The sequence below is a fragment of the Ammoniphilus sp. YIM 78166 genome (assembly GCF_004522215.1).
GTDB lineage: Bacteria > Bacillota > Bacilli > Aneurinibacillales > RAOX-1 > YIM-78166.
Window position 1 is genome coordinate 859,511 of record NZ_SDLR01000003.1, and the last position, 21,477, is coordinate 880,987.

The following is a 21,477-nucleotide window of genomic DNA, read 5'->3' on the forward strand; positions in this document are numbered from 1 at the left end:
TACTAGAACCTTCCGGAACGAACTACATTGATCATTTTTTCTGCATTAGGATAATCACTTTCCGTGTACTGTTGTACAACTCTTTCTATATCATAATTAACCCTTTGGATCGTAGTCGTGAAGCTGTCTCTTCCCAGTTCCACGATGGCGTATGAAGCCTTAGGCAAACCATCAAAAGGAAGCCCAACACTCCCAATATTAAGTACGACCTTCCCGCCGATGTACCTTACATAGGGGCGGTGAATATGAGCATAGAGGTATACCTCTGCGTTCGTTCCCGACATGAACGTTGTCTTCAGGACTTCTTCAGAAGCGTCAGGGGGCACGATGTCAAACAAACTGACTGGCGTGGCATGAAAACCGAAAAAAGATATTCCTTCATATTCTCCTTGGATCTCCATGGGAAGATTATTTAGGTATTGAATATCATCGGCATCCAAATGAGATAGCGTCCACTCACGTTCCCGATTCATCATTTCTAAGACTGGTTCGGGCACTTCTCCTGCCCTGACGCCACGAACTACCCATTCATCTGCGTTTCCCTTAATCACTTCTGTTTGTAAGGACTGAACTAGTTGCAACGCTCGCTTAGGTTCTGGTCCCCGATAACACAGATCCCCCAAAACATAGATTTTATCAATCTGTCTTATTTCGATATCCCTCAATACCGCTTCCAGTGCCACAGCATTTCCGTGTATGTCTGAAATAAAAGCCAGCTTCACTGCTATCACTCCTTTTATTACCAACTCTACCACGGTCTCAACCGAAAGTCTAAGATTAAAACATAAGAAAAAGCGACTGTATCCCTGTATGCAGCCGCTCTTCTTTCAACTAATAGCTTTTCGTTTTCAACTCATCCAAGCTTTTAAATTCATAGCCTTGTTTTCTTGCGTCATCAATGATTTGAGCAAGAGCATCCGCGTTATCTTTTGACACGGAGTGCAGCAAGATAACGGCACCTGGGTGAATCTGAGCCATGACCTTTTCATAAGCATAGCGTGAACCCATTCTTACCTTGGTGTCCCAATCCTTGTACGCCACAGACCAGAATACATTCGTAAAACCAAGGTCCTTACTTACCGCTAATGTCCTTTCACTAAAAATGCCACGTGGGGTTCGTAGGTATTTCATTTCTTTTTGTCCTGTCACTTGTGTAACTTCTTCCTTCACCCGAAGAAGCTCTGTTTTCATTTTTTCTGGAGAAATCCGGCTCATATCGGGGTGACTCCAAGAATGGTTTCCAATTAAATGTCCTTCATTCACCATTCTTTTCAAGAGTTCAGGTTGATCCTTAATGTAATGACCAGTGACAAAGAAGATGGCGGGAACCTTTTTTTGTTTCAAGACATCTAAAATTTGGGGCGTAAATCCATTTTCATACCCGTTGTCGAAGGTTAGATACAGCTCTTTTTTTGAGGTATCACCTAAAAAGATCGCTCCATGCTTTTGTACTATGTCCTTAAACCCTTCTTGATCTATGGAAGCTAGCTCGCCATTCTTACTTTTTTTAAACCCAAAGTGAAAAGATTGATCCATTGAAGCAGCGGTAATGGGCTGCATACTCATGCAACAAAGCAGCGCCAAGACAATGAGACTTATACGGTTCAATTTCATGTCGTTTCATTCCTCCTGTCACGTACTGGTAACAAGAATAATGTTCCACAAAGCCCAACGTTTCATTTTGGGATTTCTTTCCACAACAAAAAAACCCTTAACACTCGGTTAAGGGTCAAGGGATTTAGCTGTATTGTGGTCTGAGCTTCGTTCTTTGGTTTACGAACTGGTCAGCTCCAAGAGCTGCGATGGCACCATCGGCTGCGGAAAGTACCGCTTGCTTAATTGGGGTTCGACGAGCATCGCCGCCGGCAAATACGCCTTCGACAGAGGTGCGAAGGTGGGTATCTACATTAATATAGCCTTCGTCATCTCGATCCACCGCATTTTTAAGGAAGTCCGTCCCTGGCTTCATTCCTGCCAAGTATAAGAACACTCCATCAACCGTCCATTCTTTCTCATTTTTCGAATCATCGACGATCACCAATTTTTCTACTTTGTTCTGTCCTTTAATGGCTTTTAGTCGGTGTTTATAATGAATGCTGACATTCGATTTAGTTTCTAGCTCAGACAAGTCAACCTCACCCTTGAATTTAGATAAAGGAACGATCAGCTTGACTTCTTTCGCAAATTTGGAGAGGGCTTCCGCTTCGTGTACAGCTTCCTCATTTTCTCCTACTACAGCAACAACTCGATCTTGGAAGAAGGCAGCGTCGCATGTAGAGCAATAACTTACCCCGCGTCCCGTAAATTCTTCTTCCCCATCAATTTTGCTCGACGGCGCTTTTGCTCCTACGGCTATGAATACCGTTTTCGCTTTAATTTTTCCTTCCGGAAGTTCTAGAATTTTAATGTCAGTTTGACTAAAATCAACACCCAGCACATGGCTTCTTACAAACGTGGTTCCAAAATCCTTAGCTTGGGCCTGCATCGTTTGTACTAGCTCTAAGCCTGTCAATTCTCCTCGGACGCCAGGATAGTTTGCGATCTTATGAGTAATAGCCAAGGTTCCAGCAGCAGGAGCCTTATCGATCACTAAGGTTTTCAACTTTCCTCTAGAGGCATACACGGCAGCAGACGCCCCAGCTGGGCCAGCTCCAATACATACAAGATCCCACACCTCATCTAGTATCGCTTGATCAACGTTCTGGAAAATATCTTCATCGGTTTCTTTGGCTTCCGTCGCAACCGGTTTAGGTTCGTCTGTGATACCGAGATACTGCTTCATTTTATTAGGACGGTATCCAATAAAGGCTTCCCCGTCGATAAAGGTGACGGGGGTGGAAAACATCCCCTTTTCATGAAGATCATTAAAGAAATCAGGATTCACGGTAACATTTCGTTCTTCGTATTCTAATCCCCATTCCTTTAGTTCATTTTTGATTTTTTCGCAATAAGGACAACCTGTACTGCTATAAACAATAACCTCTCTAGCCATAACTACGTCACTCCTTTTATTATAGTTACGATTCAATCATGAATCGGTATTAACCTTGCTGCGGCCACACTGTTAATTGTAATGGTTTCATTCTAGTAATGATTATACCCTGATTGTCCAGTCGAATCAAGAGTATTTTCAGTGAAAAAAAAGAAGCCTTTTTATTAGGCTTCCTACTTATGGACAGTCTATGTGGCGATATTCTTTTTGGATTGTAGCTGGTTAAGCTTCCTCTGGTTGGAGCTTATAATGTAAATGGCCGCAATAGCAATTCCCAAGGCAATAAATGTGCCCATATTCAAAAGGCCTTTCTGTGAATACCAAACAATTGAATACCCGATTGAACCCAGGACAAGGGCATAATACGTGAACGGAAAGATCGTCTGACGTATAATGAAGCCCTCTTTGCCAACCAGCCCAACCACAGCTGAAGCGGCAACTACATTATGAACACAAATCATGTTTCCAGCCGCTCCGCCAACAGCCTGAAGAGCGACAATCCAGGTTGGGTCAACAGCAATCCGCTCCCCAACACCAAATTGGAATAGAGCAAACATCATGTTGCTAACCGTGTTGCTTCCGGCTACAAAAGCACCTAACCCACCAATAAAAGGAGCAAAGATCGGCCAACTAGAGCCTGTAAGAGCTGCTACTCCCTCGGCCAACGCGATAGGCATTCTCTCGTAACCTGCTATCCCGCCTCCCGTATTAATGAACACTTGAACCATGGGGACTGTAAAAATTAATGCAGTCGATGCGGCTAGCATGGTTTTAGCTGAACTACTCCACGCTCTAGCGTATGCGGCTCCATCCATTCGATGTAGGAAGAAGGTAATCAAAGAGACCAAGATGAAGATAGTACCCGGAAGATAGAGAGGCTGGAAGCTAGCCGTAATTTCTGTGCCAAATAGGTTATTAAAGCTAACCGTCCAAGAACGAAGCAAATCCATGAATGGAAGTGCTTTCAAACGAGTAGCGACTAAGAACACTCCGACTAGGATATAAGGTGCCCAAGCTCGGATCATACCCATGTCTCCATGCTTGCTAGAGATGTCTTTAATCTCAATTTTACCCGTCCATTCCGGATCCCAACTGTCTCTTCTATCGAAGTCCCAGCACTCACTCTTAGAAGGCATGAGAAAACCTTTTTTGGCTGCTGTAATGACAACCGCTAATCCCACTAACCCTCCAATCATGGAAGGAAATTCTGGTCCCAAAACATTTGCGACGATTAAATAGGGTATAGTCATAGCAAAAGCCGAGAATAATGCAAACTTCCAAATTTTCAAACCCTCACGGAACGACTTATTCTTACCATAATATTTAGTCATAAGAGCTACAACAAATAAGGGAACAAGTGTACCTGCGATGGCGTGAAGAAGAGCGACTTTTGTACCAACCATAGCCAAGAACTGACTCCAGTCCGCATAACCCATGCTTGACGCAAATTCTTTTACAGAGTCACTTGAACTAAGACCGCTGCCAATCCCAACTAAGATTGGCGTGCCGACGGCACCAAAGGAAACAGGAGTGCTCTGAATAATCATCCCCGCCATAACGGCTGCAACGGCCGGGAAGCCTAGACCAACCATAAGTGGAACAGCAACCGCAGCAGGTGTTCCAAAGCCAGCTGCTCCTTCAATGAATGAACCGAATAACCAGGCTATGATAATAACTTGGACTCTCCGATCAGGCGTAATATCGGTAAAGCCTTGGCGAATGGTTTTCAGCCCTCCGCTTTCTTGCAAAGTGTTTAATAGAAGAATCGCACCAAATATGATGAAAAGAAGAGTACCTGCGACAACTAATCCGTTGACAGAGGCAGCAGCAACTTGTGCACCTGGTACTTTCCACACAAATAGGGCCAATATAACCACGACCCCATAAGAAATGGGCATGGCTTTACTAGCTGGCCATCGGAGAGCGACGAGAAACAAAGCCACAGCTATAATCGGCAACAAAGAGAGAAAAGCTAACGTTCCAGTTCCCATATCTCAGTTCACCTCTTCTTAAAAATTTATATATACGTGTAGAGAAGACTTACTCCTCTCTACACGCAGATACCTTAGGAGCTGAAAGCTTTCCGAATTTCCGCACAACGACTAGGCTTAGGAAAAAGCTTATCTGGGTTTAACAGGTTGTTCGGATTGAATACATCGCGGATACTAGTTTGTGCTGCTAATTCTTGATCAGAAAAAACAAACGTCATTTCGTGCTGCTTTTCAATTCCTACCCCATGTTCACCCGTAATGGAGCCCCCAACATCAGCACAAACCTTAAGTACATCAGACCCTACTTGGGACGCGAGCTCTGTTTCCCCTGGTTTACGAGCATCAAATAAGATGAGCGGATGAAGATTCCCATCCCCAGCGTGAAACACGTTAGCGATGCGTAATCCCGATTGCGAGCTGATTGCCTCAATTTTTTCAAGAACCTCTGGCAAGCGGCTGCGTGGGATGACACCATCTTGAACGAGATAATCGGGAGAGATGGCACCCATAGCGGGAAAAGCGGTTTTTCGATTGGCCCACCAGCGAGCGCGCTCCTGGTCATTTTCTGCGACCTTGACTTGGGTAACGTTTCTTTTTTGGCATACTTCAAGGATCTCTTCGATTTGTGGTTCAATCCCCGCCGCGATACCGTCTACTTCTATTAGGAGCAGGGCTTTTAGTCCTTCTGGGTGTCCAACAGGGTAGTTTCCAGCTTCTACACCTATAATCGCAACTTCGTCCATCATTTCTAATGCAGCAGGAACTATCCCGGCGGCAATGATATCGGATACCGCGTAACTAGCGTCCTCTACGTTATTAAAGTAAGCTAGGACCGTACGCTTATCTTCCGGATTCTTAAGGATACGAACGGTAATTTTCGTCACAATCGCCAGGGTTCCCTCGGAACCTGTTAATAAACCCATGAGATCATATCCGGGGGAATCAGGTGCCCCGCCAATCTCTATGATGTCTCCATTCGCAAGAACCAGCTCCATCCCGAGTACATGATTGGTGGTCACCCCATATTTTAAACAATGTGCACCACCGGCATTTTCCGCCACATTACCGCCGATGGTGCAAGCATACTGACTGGAAGGATCCGGTGCGTAATAGTAGCCTTTACTTGCTACAGAATTGGTTAGCTTTAAGTTCACATACCCTGGCTCCACAACAGCTAATCGATTTTCCAGGTCGACATGGAGGAGCCTTTTCATCTTTACCAAACTGATAATCACTTCTCCTCCTAGAGGAGTAGCTCCTCCACTTAGTCCCGTTCCCGCTCCGCGAGGTATAAAAGGAATGTTTTGGGCGGAGAGTAGCTTTACGATCCTTGACACTTCCAATGTAGAGGAAGGAAAAACAACGGCACGCGGAGGCTGCTTATGAATGGTGTAACCATCACACTCATATGCGATCAAGTCTTCCTTACGGAACAGGACCGTGCCTTTACCCGTAATTTCCGTTAACTGCTGAATAATAGGATCTTGATTGCTCATGAACTACCCTCCCCCTTTCTTTTCTCATCCTCCAGTTGATAGGACCGATCCAGAAGTTGGATGGTATGCACGACTTTTGCGCTTCGACCATGCTTAGCAACCCCCATCGTCATTTGAAGCATACACCCCGGATTGCCCATCGAAATCATATCAACTTCTTGAGGGACAAAGGACATCTTCTCATCTAAAACCTTTCCGGCCATCTCTGGATTCGTTAGGTTATAGATCCCCGCACTACCACAGCAACGGTCTGCATTGGGCATTTCCACCATTTGAACCCCCGGGATATCTCGCAGCAGTTCTCTTGGCTGATTGCGTACGCCTTGCCCATGCGCAAGGTGACACGCATCATGATAAGTCACTTTCGTCTCAATAGATCCCTGGGGCTTTTGGTAGCCTTGTTCTACCAGGAATTTGGACACATCCTCGATCTTTTCAGCAAATTGCTCCGCCTTTTCTTTGTATTCCGGATCATGGTGGAAGAGCTCTGGATATTCCTTCAGGGCACACCCGCAGCCTGCAGCATTAACAACGACTTTATCTACATCTGCCGCTAAAAAGGCGTCAATGTTTTGCTTTGCCAATCTTTTTCCCTCTTCACGATCACCCGCATGGATATGAAGGGCTCCGCAGCAACGCTGGCTCCTTGGTACCACGACCTCATAGCCATTCCTAGTTAAGACACGCACGGTAGCCTCATTGATATCACCAAACATAACATCCATAACACAGCCCGTTAGCAGCGCGACGCGCTGTTTGGTTTCCCCTTTGGCAACAATGACTTCCGGGTACTTCTTCATCACCGGGTCTTGAACAGCTGGCATAATCGCTTCCATTTCTTGCAGATGTTTCGGCATGACCTTAATCAAACCTGATTTGCGAACGATGGATTGCATTCCACTCCTTTGGTATACCTTCATGAGTCCACCTAAGGCGTGCAGACGGTTTGGGTGTGGAAACACCCCGCGAAGGAAAAACTTGCTTATCCCTGCTTTCCATCCCTTAAGCGGAATCGCCTTACGGATTTGCCCGCGTGCTTCTTCAATTAATGCACCGACTTGAACGCCAGACGGACAGGCGGTCTCACAAGCTCGGCAGTCTAGACAAGTGAAGATAGGATCTTCGAATGCCTCATTAACGGTCATCTTTCCTTCTGCAACCGACTTAATCAAATGGACTCGCCCGCGAGGAGATTGTTGTTCGTGTCCCGTTTCTAGGTAGGTGGGACAGGATTCAAGGCACATCCCACAATGGACACAGGCTGAGAACTTATTTTCATCTGGTGGATCCTCCCATAGGAAGTTGCTTTTCGATTGGCATGGGGGCTCCAGCTTCAGTGAAGTTGACATCTTCAAATCCCTCCTACGAAACGTTTCGGACAAAGTATCCATTGCGGGTCGACCGCCCTCTTAATTCCTTCTAATAAGGAGAAATACAGAGGTTTCTCTCCCCATACATCCATTTGCTGACGAAGGGCAAGGTTAGCATGTTGAATGACGACATGTGCACGTTTAGATTTTGAAAAAGTTCGAATTTCTTCAATAAAATCTATATATTCTGATTCATCCCCGCGGAGAAAAACGCGTGAGATGCCGTGACCTGCTCCCCCATGGGAAAGAATTTGCAATTTACGCTTATGGGCAGCTTGTTCACAGAATGAAAGAATATCGATCACATCCATATTGTTACTTGCGATCTTAAGACCAAGTACCCTCGCACTGTCTTCTTCTGCACTATTGTGAGAAATGTGTGAGAAAGAAGTCCACCAACGCTCAGCGTCCTCCTTGTACAAAACATGCATAATTGCTCCTTCTGGCTTATGCTGTTCCGTCCATTTTACCTGGTACTCCACGGCTTCCTTAACATCTTCAAAGGCAATGGCTAAACCGTAACCGTTGTGCCCATTGCTTTGTTGGTTAAGGGAGGGATTCAGAATTTCAAGCGAATGAGGTTCATTAAAGGAATCTTGGAGAGTGATGATAAAGTTTTTTAGATTTGCGAGAACAGCTTCTGTAAAGGTTAATAGGACAAGAGCCTCGTATTTAGGCATAGGCCGAAGCTTTAGCGTGACTTCACTCATAACAGCTAGGGTTCCCATGGATCCAATAAAAAGCTTATTCATATCATAGCCGGCTACATTTTTAACAACCTTACCGCCTGTACGAATGACTTCTCCATTGGGATAAACCAGCCGAAGACCAATGACCAAATCCCGAGCAGAGCCATATCTGCATCTTTTAGGACCGCTATCATTGGAAGCCATTACACCTCCGATGGTAGCCCATTCTGGCCAAGAGGGATCTAGGGGGAGCATCTGCTTATTTTTGCGAAGATATTCTTGAATTACTTTTATTGTTGTCCCAGATTTCACCGTCAACGTCAGGTCCCCTTCTGAATATTCAACAACCCCCCCATATTCTGACAATGACAGCACGAGGTCGGCATTAGGCTTGATACCGCCAAAGCCTCTCTTCGTTCCTCCCCCTTCAGGGATGACGCTCAGACCTTGTTCATATGCGTAATGAAGTAAGGTAGATATTTGATCTTCTGATTTGGGATAAACCACAAGCGATCCATTATTTCCTAGCGGATGATAGTCTCCGACTTTTTTTGAGATCTGCTCTTTCTCTAGTAAAGACTCCAATGTTGCTAACACCATAACTCACACCCTCTCCTCTGACGACGAATTCTATTACAGTTTGTATTACAGTCGCTTTCTAGTCTGCTAGCCTATCCTGTATACTTATCAGATATGTGATATGTGATATGAAAAGTCTGCCTTATTAGACATTTTATTTGTCACACTAGACTTTGTCAATGTATTATAACAAACATTCAAAAGTAATCATTGTTATATTTTTTGCAAATAGAATGGGCTTTTGCCCATTCTATTTTGTCTGTAAACGATTCAGCAAACTCTCAACATACGTCAAGTGTTCTATAACACTTGCTCGTGCCTCGGAAGGGCGTCCTTCTTTAATTGCTGAGTAAATATTTTCATGTTGTACCACGATTTCGCGGGTAAGCTGAGGGTCCTCCATGATGATTTGGTGACAGCCCTTAATGGCAATCTTCATGGTTGAAGAAATGGTCTCGAGCAACAGGACCAATACTTCGTTTTTAGTTGCCTTAGCAATCGCTAGGTGAAATTCATAGTCCGCTTTCCATCCTTCTATTGTTTTTGCTTCTTTAATTTGATCCATCTGTGTTCTAATCCGATGAATATCCTCTGGATCACGGGCTTGAGCTGCCATTTCCGCAATTCCAGCTTCAAGAATCTTTCTTACATTAAAAAGCTTATGTATATCCGTTTGGTTCAATAACCGGATTTCATCAAATATCCGTGAGTAATCATACGATTTAACGTAAGTTCCTTCACCCCGCCGCACATCTACTAAACCCTTCCCCTTTAGGGTGGTAATGGCATCCCGTATCGCTGTTCGGCCAACATTAAATAAATCACAAAGTTCACGTACGGAGGGAAGTTTTTCACCTGGCTGCACTTTTCCTGTTTCAATCCATTCCTGAAGCTGATCAGCTACAAGTTCGGATATTTTCTTGTTGGAAATTTTTTGGATTTCTAGATCCATAGTTCCATACACTCCCGTTCAGTAATCATTCTGTTTCTTCCCATCTTACCTGATACGATAGTGAATCTCCATGAGAACATATTTTTGTTAATGATTTCATCGATGGTATAATTTTCTCAGAGCAAATGGGAGGGAATAAATCATGGTCATTGATTACTTTGTCCGAAATGAGAACGAGGCCTCTCTCGTGAAAAGAGCAGATGAATTGGCCATCATCCTTTCTCAACGAGCAGAAAAGCACGACATAGAAGGTTCATTTCCATTCGACAATTTCGCGGATCTTAAGAAAGCCGGTTACTTAAAACTCACTGTTCCTAAGAAATACGGCGGTGAGGAGATTTCTCTATATGAATTGTTGCTAGTACAAGAGCGTTTGGCTCGCGGCGACGGCTCTACGGCCCTAGCGGTAGGCTGGCACCTAGGTCTAGTCCATCACTATCGCCATACCTTAACTTGGCCAGAGCCTTTGTTTGCGCAATTTTGTCATAAGGTTGTCCAGGATGGGGCCATGATTAATCACTTTTCGAGTGAAAGAGGGACGGGCAGTCCCACACGGGGAGGTAAACCCGAAACAGTTGCCATCCGCGTGGACGGCGGTTGGAGTATTACAGGACGGAAGACCTTTAGTACTCTAAGTCCTATTCTGGATCAATTTATTGTTAGTGCCTATATTGAAGAGTCAGATGAAGTTGGGCTATTTTATGTACAAAAGCAAGAAGGAGTATCCATTGAAGAAACTTGGAACACCCTAGGAATGCGTGCAACTGGGAGTCACGACCTTTTGCTTCACCAGGTGTTTGTACCGCAAGAGGGCTTTATTCGAAAAAAAACGGAACAGAAACGAGATGGCGATGGCTGGTTACTTCATATTCCTGCTTGCTACCTCGGCATTGCCTTTGCTGCTCGTGACTATGCCTTAGCTTTCGCCCGGTCGTATCAGCCAAACAGTCTTACAGTACCCATTGCAGAAGTATCACATATTCAGCAACAAATTGGATTAGTGGAAGAATCCTTAATGACTGCCCGAACCCTCCTTTATTCTGTAGCGGATCGATGGGATAGTCAGCCTGAGTTGCGACTTACCCTTCAACCCGAACTGGGACTGGCCAAAAAAGTTGCCACAAACCAAGCGATACAAGTTGTCGACTTGGCCATGAGGATTGTGGGCGGTTCAAGCCTATCCAAAAGCTTGCCTCTTGAACGTTGGTACCGAGATGTCAGGGCGGGGCTCCACAATCCTCCTATGGACGATAGTGTGATGAAGCTCCTCGCGCGGCGGGCTATTGAAGAAGATCGTTAACCAAACAAGTTGACTCAAGACATCAAGTTGGGTTCAATCAGGAAAAGGCTGTTCCCTAAAGGGACAGCCTCATTACTGGTTAAACTTATTTTTCCAGAAGGATTTCTCCTGTTTTGGCGTCTAGAATGACCTGAACTAGTCGTTCTTCTTGAGGGTCTGCCTTATCGCCGTAGATGGTGATGTCTGCGACCCATACCGGTTGTTCTCTGCCCTCATATTGGTCAAATAACCTCGTATGAACAATTTGTATATGCGAGCCCTTAGAATCAAAGTGCTTATAAATTTGCTCCTGTATTTCCCATTGCGTCATGACTCCGGTAGCGATGAAGGTTAAACTGGAAAGATTTTGTCCCCATGGAGCAACCTTGACGATGACGTCAAACTGACCTCTTTTATCTTCAAGCTCTTTTCCTGTCCCTTCTGGGACATAATATCGTTCAAATCCATATAGGACCCGTACCGATTGGATTCGAGTGTTTTCTTGTTTTTCGGGGTCCCAGTACTCCGACACATAATTAATCTTACCTTTCAAAATGACCTCATTCTCTGACACAGAGGGCTTTTTTAAGTGAGCGGAGACGAGCTGATGATAGTTGCCCTCCTGCCTAACGACCACCCAAAGCTTATCTCCGCGTTTAGGTTTATTCTGTCCCTGTATAGCTAGGTAAGAAGCAGGAATATCACTAATTTCATAGTTTAAGATCACATAATCTCCATAGAGGAGGTCTCTTGGATCCACAGGGGCCGTTTTTAGTCGCACTTCTTGCCCTATCCATTCAACCGCATACTGGGAAACGGCCATATAACAAAGGACGAAGACCTGTAAGAGTACAAAGATAATAAATTTTTTCTTCAAAATCATGACTACTTCTCCCCCTTTGTCATCCACTGACTTCGTCGGCGCAAAAACCAATGGATACCAAACAAGAGAAGACCGCCGATAAGGAAGAAAATGGACTTATCAAGGAAATCCCAAGCTAATTGTACATATCCGATAAAACTGCTTAGCATAAAGAGAAAAACCCCAAGCTTCGAGACACTAGAATTCCCTTCTTGATCCCCCAAGAATATAAGACCAGAAGAATAAACAAACAAGATCACCAAATAAGCAAGGTCTGCGTATGTGAAGAAGAACAGGGGCAAAAACAGAAGCATTGGCAACCATTTTGCTTTCAGCCCACGACTTAACCAAATAGCAAGAAAAACTAAAATACTGAACAAGGGCAAATAAAGGAAAGGATTAGCTAGAAACGCTGACTCTTGATAAATATGCTCATGGAGAAAAACCATAAATACAGTAAATATAAAGCTAAAGATGGCCGGCCAGGCAAGAAAACCTTGGGCCATAGGCCGTTTACCTAACGCTAGGCCAACGACGTAGAGGAAGAAGAAAATTAAAGTAATCCACGACCAAGCCATATCGCTAGTTATTAACAGAAAAATTGATTGAATCCCAATCGAAAAGGATAGTATCCAACCAGCATATTCATGCTTCGTATGGTAAGAATAGATACCTAATCCAAGTATGGTTAGAATAAAAAGCAGCCAGCTCACATGATCAAAAGAAGCGATGGAATAAATTTGCCCCCCCAACAATAAGGCACTGGAGAGCAGGTAAAAGAAGGTGCGACGAAATAGATACAGTGTTCCTAGAGCGGCTAGTGACCATAAAACAAACACCGTAGCATCATAAGCAATAAGATGAAACATCTGCCCAATTAAGATCACACTTGCTCCAAAGGATACGACACCTAATCCTATTAGACCTTGCCCTACCCAACTTATCTGCCCCCTCACAAATCCAGTAGCATAAAACCCCACCGTGGTTGCTATCAAAAGGATAAGTCTTGCTATATCTGGAATTCCATTCCAGTTTGACGCTACAAACGTAAGCAAACTTAATCCAATAAGTACGGATGCCAATATGGGGAGCAATTGAGAGATGCGGCGCGGTGACTCGGGATATAGCTTTATAATTTCTTCCAATTGTTCAGGGGAGATAATGTTTTTTTCCACCCAGACAGACCCTTCACGCCTAAGCCACTTATCTGTCATATTCATTCCTCTCTTTCAGCAATATTCTTGCTCTACCTTCATTTTATCAGTATTGGAAGATCAGGATAGTACCAACTTTTTGTGGTACCCATCCAATAGCCTAAAAAAGAGTGTCCAAACCATGGTTTGGACACTCTTTTTGGATTACAGGGAAACTAGATACCTCTTCTTCTCTTTAAAATACGCCCAATGCTTAAAACCAATTTCTTTCAGGCGCTTGCGTACCAGCTCAAACTCATCTCCTACACGATCTGGTACATGGGCATCAGAACCAAACGTAACCGTCCCGCCATAATGCTTTACTAATTCTAATATGTCATCGGCAGGGTACCAACCGCCTGCGTCTTTTGTCTTCCCCGACGTATTGATTTCAAGAGCGATATCATACTCCGCAATGATTTTCACGGTTTTTTCTACCGCAGCCGTTTGAATGGATGAAAAAGCAGGATAAAACCCTTTCATAGCATCAATATGCCCCAGGATTTGAAACATCCCACTCTGGGCGGATCGCTCAATTAGCGAATAATACGTTTCTTTTGTTCGCACCTTTTCTTGCTCCGTTAATCCTTCCCACCGATCTTTTTTGAATATATTGATTCCGTCCACATGATGTACAGAACCAATGATAAAATCAAACGGATACTGATCAAAATGCCGTCGGTATCTTTCCACATGCTCTGGGAAAAAGTCCGATTCAATACCAAGTAATACGTCTATCTTTCCCTTATACTTTTGCTTCAGCAGCAATACCTCTTCCACATAATTGGCAAATTCGCTTCGCGCCATGGCAATGTGAGGATAAGGCTGGTCTTCCTCCGCTGAAAAATAAGGAGAATGATCGGAAATCCCAATCATATCTAACCCTTTTTCAATAGCAGCTTGAATATAATCTTCGATTTGCCCCTCCGCATGTCCACAACGCTGATGATGAGTATGGTAATCAAACTTGATATTATGGTCTTCGCCCATCGTTTTCACCTCTGTACATAAGTTACTTCGTTTATTCTTTGAATATACTTGTGGAAAATAATTCAAACTAAAGTATATCTAATTTCTTGATGGAGGGAAATCGTATGCAACAAGTTTTTCGTACAGGAGATAAAGCCCCAGTGGATGGGATGTATATCTGTGAAAATAATGGAATGGAAAAATCTTTTCATGAAGGCGAAACCTTTGATACTTGTCCTGTGACTTGGAAGAACACAACCTGGAGAAAAAAAGAAGATCAATAACTGAACAAAGAAAAAGGGTATGGCATCGCACATACCCTTTTTCATGTCAATTCTTTTTTATTTGGTACGAGTTTGGCCATCCGCTGCACTTCGGTTCTTAGGAAGCGCCTCATTCATGATCGTTTGAATATCAGTTGTGATTCCATTTCCACTTGTTGTATCATGACTAAGGTTGGCACGGACACGATCCATTGCCTGGATAGCACGATTACTGAAAACCGTAAAGACTTGTACGTTATTTCCTATTACACCTCTTACAAGATTTCGGGCATATTCAATGTCAGAGGTATTGGCCCTTTGTGTATTAGCAATTCCCGCTCCTCTAGTTCCCATCCCTGCACCAGTACCGAAGCCAGCACCCCGCCCAGTTCCGCCGGCGCCGCCAGTGAAACCACCGGTCATCCCAGCTCCTGTGCCTCTAGTACCTGCTCCCATACCAACACCGGCACCAAGGCCAGTTCGGTCGGTACCACCAGTGAAACCACCAGTCATCCCAGCGCCTGTGCCTCTAGTACCTGCTCCCATGCCAACACCGGCACCAAGGCCAGTTCCGCCGGCACCGCCAGTGAAATCACCAGTCATCCCAGCACCTGTACCTCCTCTAGTACCCGCTCCCATGCCAACGCCGGCACCAAGACCAGTTCCTCCGGCACCGCCAAAGAAACCACCGGTCATCCCAGCGCCTGTGCCTCCTCTAGTACCCGCTCCCATGCCAACGCCGGCACCAAAGCCAGTTCCGCCGGCACCGCCAAAGAAACCACCGGTCATCCCAGCGCCTGTGCCTCCTCTAGTACCCGCTCCCATGCCAACGCCGGCACCAAAGCCAGTTCCGCCTGTCATCCCTGTACCGGTATTATATCCCGTTGTTCCAGCTCCACGAGTTCTATCAATGGAGGCATCTAGAGATTGACCAAGGATTACGGTATCTCCTAGAACTAACACTCGGATTCCAGGGACTCCTGCAGAAGCAATATGTGACTCTAAGAAGGAGGAAATCCCAGTAGCTGCCTGACCGCCTTGATTTTGGTTGTTGAGGACATTATTAACATTAGTGTTGCCACGTGTTCCAAAGAAACCATTATTTTGTTGGGTATTCGTGTTTGTTCGAGTGGTAGCGTTGTCGTTTCCAGCCTGGTGATATCCACACGCAGACAAAACCGTAAACGCGCAAAGAAGGCTGGCAGAAGTTTTGAATAGTTTATTATTCATACTTACCTCCACTTTTAATTGGTGTTTACCAGAAAACATCACGAGCTCGTGATGGACATGGCAATAGCTATAGTGTTTATAAAAGCAGGGGTACTTCATGCCCTTTAGACTTCACCATTTTCTTACAAAAAAGCACCTACCTGTCTAAATACAGGCCTCTTTCGGACACAGCAACCCATCAAAGAGCTCCAACCTGTCCAAATACAGTCCTCATTGGGACACTGCAGCTCAAAAAGACCTCCTGCATGTCCAAATACAGGCCTCATTCGGACACAGCATCGCAAAAAGGTCTCCAATCTGTCCAAAAACAGGCCTCATCATGCCCTCAAAAGTGATCTACCTCGTCTGACTCTTTGCACCCCCAATATCCATTACATAACAAAAAGGCTACCTCCAAGATCCTCAATGGAACCTTTAAGATAGCCTTTGTATTAAAGACGAAGCTCCCGCAAGTTAATCCTCGGCACAAGTTCTTCCTGTGCTGCTCGGTCCAACAGCGTAATTACAGCTTCATAGCCTTCTTCTCCTAAATTTGCAGTAAATTCATTAACGTAAAGCTGAATATGGGCACGCACGACCTCTTCAGACATCTCTTGGGCATGGTGCAGGATGTAATCTTTAGAAGCATCAGGGTTTGCCCATGCGTACTCCACAGACGCTCGAATCCAATGGACTAGGGAGAAAGTGTCTATGTTTCGTCGTGCGATGATGGCACCTAATGGAATGGGTAAGTTGGTTTCTTTTTCCCACCAATCTCCAAGATCCGCAATTAATTTTAACCCATAGGAGGGGTACGTGAAACGAGCTTCGTGGATGACTAGTCCAGCATCTACCTTCCCATCGCGTACGGCGGGCATGATTTCATGGAAAGGGAGAATGATGATTTCACCTACTCCTCGCGGGGCATTTTGAGCAGCCCACAAGCGGAACAATAAGTAAGCTGTCGACATTTCACTAGGAACAGCTACACGTTTCCCCTCTAACGAAGCAAAAGGAGCGTCGTTGGTTAAAACTAGTGGCCCGCATCCCCTTCCCAAGGCTCCTCCACAAGGTAGTAGCGTATATTCTTTTAAGGCCCACGGCAAAGCTGCGTAAGATACTTTTAGAATTTCTGGTCCCTTCGCAGCCACAGCCCAATGATTGGTTTTATCAATATCCGCATAGGTCACACTAGGCGCTGGAGCTCCATTGATGAGATTATGTACCCACGCATGAAAAACAAAGGTATCATTCGGGCATGGGGAAAATGCTATGTTCATGTTAATACCTCCACTAATACGGCACTAGCCGATTCAATCGCATGAAGAGCGTCATCGATTCGCCATAGCTCACGTTGGCGAGGACCAACTGCATTGGAAATTCCTCTAATTTCCAATATAGGGATACCATATTGTTGAGCAGCAATAGCTACACCATATCCCTCCATGGCTTCCGCAGCGGCACCCGGTACTCTCAAGGCAAGTGCAGAAGCAGTTTCCACTGTGCCTGTAACCGTAGAAACGGTTATAATCGGACCTTGCTGAACAGTCATGCCCGATTGTTGAAAACCAGACATGACTCGCGCAACGAGTTCTTGATTTAACCCCATTCGATTCGTCCCGAAGCCCAGCTCTTCTATCAGCTGAAAACCATCATGGGTTTCAACACCAAGATCTGCTGCGATAATTTCTGTGGCGATCACTAATGAACCCACATCCACCTTTTCCAGAAAGCCACCAGCAATCCCCATACTGATGACTATGTCGTAGTCATCCTTGGTTAAAGCGATAGCAGTATTTGCTGCAGCAGAAGCTGATCCCACACCGGTAAGGAGGACATTAAATCGGCTGTCCCCCTTGAGCCCACGTTGCACAGCTTGTCTTTCCACTTCTACCGCGGTCATCACTAGAATTTTACTCATGTAGTTCTCCTTCAGCTACATCCTAATTTTCACTTATTAAGATATCATAAAAGAATTCACTAGAAAGCGCAAAAAATTTATTAAGGATATTTGTTTTATTATCATCTTCTATTATTATTAAAGCAGAACTACATTTGAGCTGAGTCAACTCTAAGATAACTACCATAAATAGGAGGAAGAAGCACTGGGATGGTGAAACAACTTGGAAACTGAGCGATTAATCCTAAGAAAATTCAAGGAAGAAGACTTGCCTGAATATGCTTTGATCCTTGGTGAGGACGAAGTAGGTAAATGGTTGCCAAAAGGTGTTGGATACACCTATGAAGAAACAGAAAAGTTTATTAAGTATTGGAATGACCACTGGGAAACTCATGGCTACGGTACATGGGCAGTCTTCGAGAAAAGCAGCGGAAAGCTTTGCGGACACTGCGGCCTGAATTATATCAAGGATCTTGATGAGGTGGAGGTACTATACGCATTTGGCAAGCACGCTCGCGGCAAGGGCTTTGGAACAGAAGCGGCAAAGGTAATCCTCTATTACGGAATTCATCACCTACAATTGAACCGAATAATTGGACTATCCAAACAGAAAAATAAACCATCCCGTCGCGTACTTGAGAAAATCGGGTTGACTTACAGCAAAGAAATAGAGCGCTTTAACACAAAGCTTGCTTACTATTCACTGTTATGATGATACCAATACACTTTTAATCACAAGGAGTCTAACAGAAATGGGACAATTTTATGAACAACTTAAAAAAGAACGCATCGTCATGATTTTACGGGATGTGCCGGACAGCCACCTCCACGCGGTAACGGAAGCACTCTACCAAGGCGGGATTCGCTTGCTTGAGATCACGATGAATACTCCAGGAGCAAGTCAGCAGATTTCCTCCCTATCTAAACAGTATGAAGGAAAACTTTTGATTGGAGCAGGAACGGTGCTGGATCTAGAGATTGCCCGTGTTGCCTATGAGGCGGGTGCATCTTATTTTGTGACTCCGAATGTGGATGAAGAAGTACTCGCCTACGCTAAGGAGCGTGACCTCGATGTGCTTCCAGGAGTTATGACGCCTTCCGAAATTGTACGCGCTTATCGATCAGGAGCAGAAATGGTCAAGCTATTCCCCATGAAGAGTCTGGGCCTTGAATATTTCAAGGAACTGCAAGGTCCTTTGCGACACATTCCTATGATTGCTGTTGGTGGCGTAACCTTGGACAATGTTTCTGACTTTCTAGCTGCAGGCGCAATAGGTATTGGGATTGGGGGCAGTATTATTGATAAAGAAGCAATAGCACGTGGTGAATATCACGTATTAACAGAAAAGGCAAAAGCCTTTGTCCATGCCGTCCAACAAAAGTAAGGAGGTAGAGTCCAAAAGGAAAAGGGGGTTTACCTTTCCTTTTGGACATTATTGAGCTATATATCCCTACCTATAAAGTCAAGCACATCCTGGATACTATACACCCCCTGTTTTCGATCCTTTCGTTGTCTAAGAGCTACGAGACCTTTTTCTTTCTCTTTATCTCCAACAACTAGTATATAAGGAACCTTTTCCATTTCCGCTTCTCTAATTTTCAAACCGATTTTTTCTACTCGAGAATCGATTTTTACACGCAATCCTGATAATTCCAGTTGTTCCTGGATGTTTTTTGCGTATTCGAACTGAGCGTCGGAGATGGTTAAGACCTTAACTTGAACTGGAGAAAGCCACAACGGGAATTCTCCGGCATAATGCTCTATCAGGATGGCCATAAATCGCTCTAGAGAGCCGTATATCGCCCTGTGAATCATGACCGGACGGTGCGGTTTATCGTCTTCCCCAATATAAGAACAATGAAATTTTTCTGGCATCTGAAAATCCAGTTGGACCGTTCCACACTGCCAGCTTCGCCCAAGAGAATCTAAGATATGAAAATCGATCTTTGGCCCATAAAACGCCCCATCCCCTGGGTTTACCTGAAAAGCCACCCCTTTCCTACAAAGTACAGTTTCAAGCGCATGCTCTGCCTGTTCCCACAAGGATTCAGATCCCATAAACTCATCAGGTCTTGTAGAGAGCTCCACCTTATATTCAAACCCAAAATGCGAATAAACCTCGTCAATAAGTGAAAGCACCTTTTCAATTTCATCCTCAATCTGATCTTCTCTTACAAACAAATGGGCATCATCTTGAGTAAAGGAACGAACCCGCAACAGTCCATTCAGTGATCCTGAAAGCTCATGACGATGGACCAATCCCAATTCAGCCAACCGTAGAGGCAGCTCTCGGTAGCTCCTCCTCTTACTGTTGAATAGCAACACTGCTCCTGGGCAATTCATCGGCTTAATAGCATAATTCTGTTCATCAACTTGAGAAAAATACATGTTCTCCTGGTAATGGTGCCAATGCCCTGATTGTTCCCATAGATGCTGTTTCATCATGATAGGAGTTTTGATCTCCTGATATCCGCCTTTCTGGTGTTTTCTTCTCCAATAATTCTCTAGTTCATTTCGAACAATCATACCATTCGGTAGAAAGAAAGGCATTCCTGGAGCTTCATCCAACGATATAAATAATTCCAATTCTTGCCCTAATTTTCGATGATTTCTTCTTTCAACGTCAGCCTGATTTAACATGCTCTTGCCTCCTATAATGTTTGAAATATAAAAAAAAAAACGCACTCATCCTGTAAGGGACGAATGCGGTCGTGGTACCACCCTAATTCCATAAAGCCTACTAAAATGCTTCATGCTCGAAAGAGATAACGGCTCTTCACCGATTACAGTTACTTTGGTTTCCCAGTTCCCTATAATAGCTCCAAGGGGGTAATAGATAGAGATACTTTAAAGGGCTTCCAGCCTACGTCCCTCTTCTCTGGTAAAGTAATCCTTCAATCCATCATGTCCTTTTCAACGCCATTTTTTTATTTTTAACAAACAAAAAACGCACCCATCCCAACAAAGGGACGAGTGCGGTCGTGGTACCACCCTAATTCCATAAGAAATAAACCTTCCTTATGCTTAAAACGTGTAACGGCTCTTCACCGACTATAGATAATCAGGGCATGACTCCCATTTCCCCATAGTAGCTCCAAGGTGGTAAATCATACATTTTCTTCACGGGGCTCTCAGCCTATCGACCCCGTTTCTCTGGAAAAGAAAAACAATATGATTCATATCCTTATCAGTGCTTTTGTCAAGTATGTGATTTATTAATTCATTACTATAATGGATTCTTGTGGAAAAGTAAAGAATAATTATTATTCCTTTTTTCCTAAGAGCATTTGGATGGCTTGCTCCTTGGCCTCCTCATCAAGTCCTGTCCTCCAATGGGTACGGACCAAATAAGAACGCAGGTGCCCCATATCATCGTTATCATCAAGAATGATAAAACGATCGACCTTAAGGGTTGGGTCCCACTTTGATTCTTCTATGTATTGCTGAATTTCCTGACCACGGCTGGCATAGTGTATGACTGGAGTTTGTCCTACCAGTCCCTTCGCAATCCCATTGCTATGAAACATATTCTGAAGAAAAGCAAAGCCACCTGTTCTCCAGGTTGAGCTCACAACGATAGCGGCTCCCGTCTGCTCTATAATTTCCTTTAAATTTTCCACTGCTACTGGTGCAAACTCATAGCCATTGTAAGCATGACTTGGTTTCAAGTGTGTTCCCGTAATCATAACTCCATCGATATCAAGAAAAATGACTTTCATGCCCCTTCCCCCT

The 21,477-nt window shown here is 44.4% G+C and carries 20 protein-coding genes and 1 other annotated feature; of the genes, 4 read left to right on the forward strand and 16 right to left on the reverse strand.

Annotated features, from left to right (window positions below; translation table 11 throughout):
• Nucleotides 1-2: 2 nt before the first annotated feature.
• The 8 genes from EIZ58_RS15865 to EIZ58_RS15900 form a co-directional block, all read right to left on the reverse strand.
• Nucleotides 3-722, reverse strand: coding sequence for a metallophosphoesterase family protein (locus EIZ58_RS15865; protein WP_134701810.1), 720 nt, complete (start codon nucleotides 720-722; stop codon nucleotides 3-5).
• Nucleotides 723-831: 109 nt separating this feature from the next.
• Nucleotides 832-1,566, reverse strand: a complete 735-nt coding sequence (pdaA, locus tag EIZ58_RS15870; protein ID WP_370297711.1) for a delta-lactam-biosynthetic de-N-acetylase — start codon at nucleotides 1,564-1,566, stop codon at nucleotides 832-834.
• A 172-nt stretch (nucleotides 1,567-1,738) separates the two neighbouring features.
• Complete coding sequence (locus tag EIZ58_RS15875) at nucleotides 1,739-2,992, reverse strand: FAD-dependent oxidoreductase (RefSeq protein WP_134701812.1); 1,254 nt, start codon at nucleotides 2,990-2,992, stop codon at nucleotides 1,739-1,741.
• A gap of 188 nt (nucleotides 2,993-3,180) precedes the next feature.
• Nucleotides 3,181-4,983 (reverse strand): L-lactate permease, encoded by a 1,803-nt coding sequence (locus tag EIZ58_RS15880; RefSeq protein WP_134701813.1) that lies wholly within the window; start codon nucleotides 4,981-4,983, stop codon nucleotides 3,181-3,183.
• Nucleotides 4,984-5,057: 74 nt separating this feature from the next.
• Entirely contained in the window at nucleotides 5,058-6,479 is a 1,422-nt protein-coding gene (locus EIZ58_RS15885; protein WP_134701814.1) for an FAD-linked oxidase C-terminal domain-containing protein, read from the reverse strand.
• Nucleotides 6,476-7,828 carry a (Fe-S)-binding protein gene (locus EIZ58_RS15890; protein WP_134701815.1) on the reverse strand — a complete coding sequence of 451 codons (1,353 nt, stop codon included), beginning with the start codon at nucleotides 7,826-7,828 and terminating at the stop codon, nucleotides 6,476-6,478. Before EIZ58_RS15890 ends, EIZ58_RS15885 begins: the two co-directional genes overlap by 4 nt.
• A 2-nt stretch (nucleotides 7,829-7,830) precedes the next feature.
• Complete coding sequence (locus EIZ58_RS15895; RefSeq protein ID WP_134701816.1) at nucleotides 7,831-9,138, reverse strand: FAD-binding oxidoreductase; 1,308 nt, start codon at nucleotides 9,136-9,138, stop codon at nucleotides 7,831-7,833.
• A 229-nt stretch (nucleotides 9,139-9,367) separates the two neighbouring features.
• On the reverse strand, nucleotides 9,368-10,069 hold the full coding sequence (locus EIZ58_RS15900; protein ID WP_134701817.1) for a FadR/GntR family transcriptional regulator: 702 nt from the start codon (nucleotides 10,067-10,069) through the stop codon (nucleotides 9,368-9,370).
• Nucleotides 10,070-10,211: 142 nt separating this feature from the next.
• Here EIZ58_RS15900 and EIZ58_RS15905 point away from each other — a divergent pair, with 142 nt between their 5' ends.
• Nucleotides 10,212-11,369, forward strand: coding sequence for an acyl-CoA dehydrogenase family protein (locus tag EIZ58_RS15905; protein WP_134701818.1), 1,158 nt, complete (start codon nucleotides 10,212-10,214; stop codon nucleotides 11,367-11,369).
• A gap of 85 nt (nucleotides 11,370-11,454) precedes the next feature.
• On the opposite strand, the gene EIZ58_RS15910 is transcribed toward EIZ58_RS15905, so the two are convergent.
• The 3 genes from EIZ58_RS15910 to EIZ58_RS15920 form a co-directional block, all read right to left on the reverse strand.
• Nucleotides 11,455-12,231 (reverse strand): GDYXXLXY domain-containing protein, encoded by a 777-nt coding sequence (locus tag EIZ58_RS15910; RefSeq protein ID WP_134701819.1) that lies wholly within the window; start codon nucleotides 12,229-12,231, stop codon nucleotides 11,455-11,457.
• A gap of 2 nt (nucleotides 12,232-12,233) precedes the next feature.
• A complete protein-coding gene (locus EIZ58_RS15915) occupies nucleotides 12,234-13,424 on the reverse strand; it encodes a DUF2157 domain-containing protein (protein WP_167577747.1) in 1,191 nt (396 codons plus the stop codon).
• A gap of 144 nt (nucleotides 13,425-13,568) precedes the next feature.
• Entirely contained in the window at nucleotides 13,569-14,393 is an 825-nt protein-coding gene (locus EIZ58_RS15920) for a histidinol-phosphatase (protein ID WP_240689106.1), read from the reverse strand.
• Nucleotides 14,394-14,497: 104 nt separating this feature from the next.
• Between EIZ58_RS15920 and EIZ58_RS33480 the strand changes: the two genes are divergently transcribed.
• Nucleotides 14,498-14,656 (forward strand): hypothetical protein, encoded by a 159-nt coding sequence (locus tag EIZ58_RS33480; RefSeq protein ID WP_167577748.1) that lies wholly within the window; start codon nucleotides 14,498-14,500, stop codon nucleotides 14,654-14,656.
• Between the two features lie 57 nt (nucleotides 14,657-14,713).
• Here EIZ58_RS33480 and EIZ58_RS15925 read toward each other — a convergent pair whose 3' ends face one another.
• From EIZ58_RS15925 to EIZ58_RS15935, 3 genes are all read right to left on the reverse strand, one after another.
• Nucleotides 14,714-15,865, reverse strand: a complete 1,152-nt coding sequence (locus EIZ58_RS15925) for a hypothetical protein (protein WP_134701821.1) — start codon at nucleotides 15,863-15,865, stop codon at nucleotides 14,714-14,716.
• Between the two features lie 431 nt (nucleotides 15,866-16,296).
• Entirely contained in the window at nucleotides 16,297-17,124 is an 828-nt protein-coding gene (locus EIZ58_RS15930; RefSeq protein WP_134701822.1) for a 1,4-dihydroxy-6-naphtoate synthase, read from the reverse strand.
• Nucleotides 17,121-17,765 (reverse strand): futalosine hydrolase, encoded by a 645-nt coding sequence (locus EIZ58_RS15935; RefSeq protein ID WP_134701823.1) that lies wholly within the window; start codon nucleotides 17,763-17,765, stop codon nucleotides 17,121-17,123. The genes EIZ58_RS15930 and EIZ58_RS15935 overlap by 4 nt, the downstream gene beginning before the upstream one ends.
• A 202-nt stretch (nucleotides 17,766-17,967) precedes the next feature.
• On the opposite strand from EIZ58_RS15935, the gene EIZ58_RS15940 reads away from it, so the two are divergent.
• Both EIZ58_RS15940 and EIZ58_RS15945 read left to right on the forward strand, forming a co-directional pair.
• Nucleotides 17,968-18,456, forward strand: coding sequence for a GNAT family N-acetyltransferase (locus EIZ58_RS15940; protein WP_134701824.1), 489 nt, complete (start codon nucleotides 17,968-17,970; stop codon nucleotides 18,454-18,456).
• Nucleotides 18,457-18,496: 40 nt separating this feature from the next.
• Nucleotides 18,497-19,129 (forward strand): bifunctional 4-hydroxy-2-oxoglutarate aldolase/2-dehydro-3-deoxy-phosphogluconate aldolase, encoded by a 633-nt coding sequence (locus tag EIZ58_RS15945; RefSeq protein WP_134701825.1) that lies wholly within the window; start codon nucleotides 18,497-18,499, stop codon nucleotides 19,127-19,129.
• Between the two features lie 56 nt (nucleotides 19,130-19,185).
• On the opposite strand, the gene thrS is transcribed toward EIZ58_RS15945, so the two are convergent.
• The gene (gene thrS / locus EIZ58_RS15950; protein WP_134701826.1) at nucleotides 19,186-20,385 is read right to left on the reverse strand and encodes a threonine--tRNA ligase; all 1,200 of its coding nucleotides are present in this window, start codon (nucleotides 20,383-20,385) and stop codon (nucleotides 19,186-19,188) included.
• Between the two features lie 322 nt (nucleotides 20,386-20,707).
• Nucleotides 20,708-20,945 (reverse strand) — a binding site (T-box leader).
• Between the two features lie 63 nt (nucleotides 20,946-21,008).
• Nucleotides 21,009-21,464, reverse strand: a complete 456-nt coding sequence (locus EIZ58_RS15955) for an HAD domain-containing protein (protein WP_134701827.1) — start codon at nucleotides 21,462-21,464, stop codon at nucleotides 21,009-21,011.
• Nucleotides 21,465-21,477: the final 13 nt, after the last annotated feature.

Excerpts from the sequence above, each read along its gene's own strand:
- EIZ58_RS15900 (WP_134701817.1), bottom strand. The coding sequence starts at position 10,069 with ATGGATCTAGAAATCCAAAAAATTTCCAACAAGAAAATATCCGAACTT.
- EIZ58_RS33480 (WP_167577748.1), top strand. The coding sequence starts at position 14,498 with ATGCAACAAGTTTTTCGTACAGGAGATAAAGCCCCAGTGGATGGGATG.
- EIZ58_RS15875 (WP_134701812.1), bottom strand. The coding sequence starts at position 2,992 with ATGGCTAGAGAGGTTATTGTTTATAGCAGTACAGGTTGTCCTTATTGC.
- EIZ58_RS15885 (WP_134701814.1), bottom strand. The coding sequence starts at position 6,479 with ATGAGCAATCAAGATCCTATTATTCAGCAGTTAACGGAAATTACGGGT.
- EIZ58_RS15905 (WP_134701818.1), top strand. The coding sequence starts at position 10,212 with ATGGTCATTGATTACTTTGTCCGAAATGAGAACGAGGCCTCTCTCGTG.
- pdaA (WP_370297711.1), bottom strand. The coding sequence starts at position 1,566 with ATGAGTATGCAGCCCATTACCGCTGCTTCAATGGATCAATCTTTTCAC.
- EIZ58_RS15945 (WP_134701825.1), top strand. The coding sequence starts at position 18,497 with ATGGGACAATTTTATGAACAACTTAAAAAAGAACGCATCGTCATGATT.
- EIZ58_RS15880 (WP_134701813.1), bottom strand. The coding sequence starts at position 4,983 with ATGGGAACTGGAACGTTAGCTTTTCTCTCTTTGTTGCCGATTATAGCT.
- EIZ58_RS15935 (WP_134701823.1), bottom strand. The coding sequence starts at position 17,765 with ATGAGTAAAATTCTAGTGATGACCGCGGTAGAAGTGGAAAGACAAGCT.
- EIZ58_RS15920 (WP_240689106.1), bottom strand. The coding sequence starts at position 14,393 with ATGGGCGAAGACCATAATATCAAGTTTGATTACCATACTCATCATCAG.
- EIZ58_RS15910 (WP_134701819.1), bottom strand. The coding sequence starts at position 12,231 with ATGATTTTGAAGAAAAAATTTATTATCTTTGTACTCTTACAGGTCTTC.
- thrS (WP_134701826.1), bottom strand. The coding sequence starts at position 20,385 with ATGTTAAATCAGGCTGACGTTGAAAGAAGAAATCATCGAAAATTAGGG.
- EIZ58_RS15930 (WP_134701822.1), bottom strand. The coding sequence starts at position 17,124 with ATGAACATAGCATTTTCCCCATGCCCGAATGATACCTTTGTTTTTCAT.
- EIZ58_RS15915 (WP_167577747.1), bottom strand. The coding sequence starts at position 13,424 with ATGACAGATAAGTGGCTTAGGCGTGAAGGGTCTGTCTGGGTGGAAAAA.
- EIZ58_RS15925 (WP_134701821.1), bottom strand. The coding sequence starts at position 15,865 with ATGAATAATAAACTATTCAAAACTTCTGCCAGCCTTCTTTGCGCGTTT.
- EIZ58_RS15955 (WP_134701827.1), bottom strand. The coding sequence starts at position 21,464 with ATGAAAGTCATTTTTCTTGATATCGATGGAGTTATGATTACGGGAACA.
- EIZ58_RS15890 (WP_134701815.1), bottom strand. The coding sequence starts at position 7,828 with ATGTCAACTTCACTGAAGCTGGAGCCCCCATGCCAATCGAAAAGCAAC.
- EIZ58_RS15895 (WP_134701816.1), bottom strand. The coding sequence starts at position 9,138 with ATGGTGTTAGCAACATTGGAGTCTTTACTAGAGAAAGAGCAGATCTCA.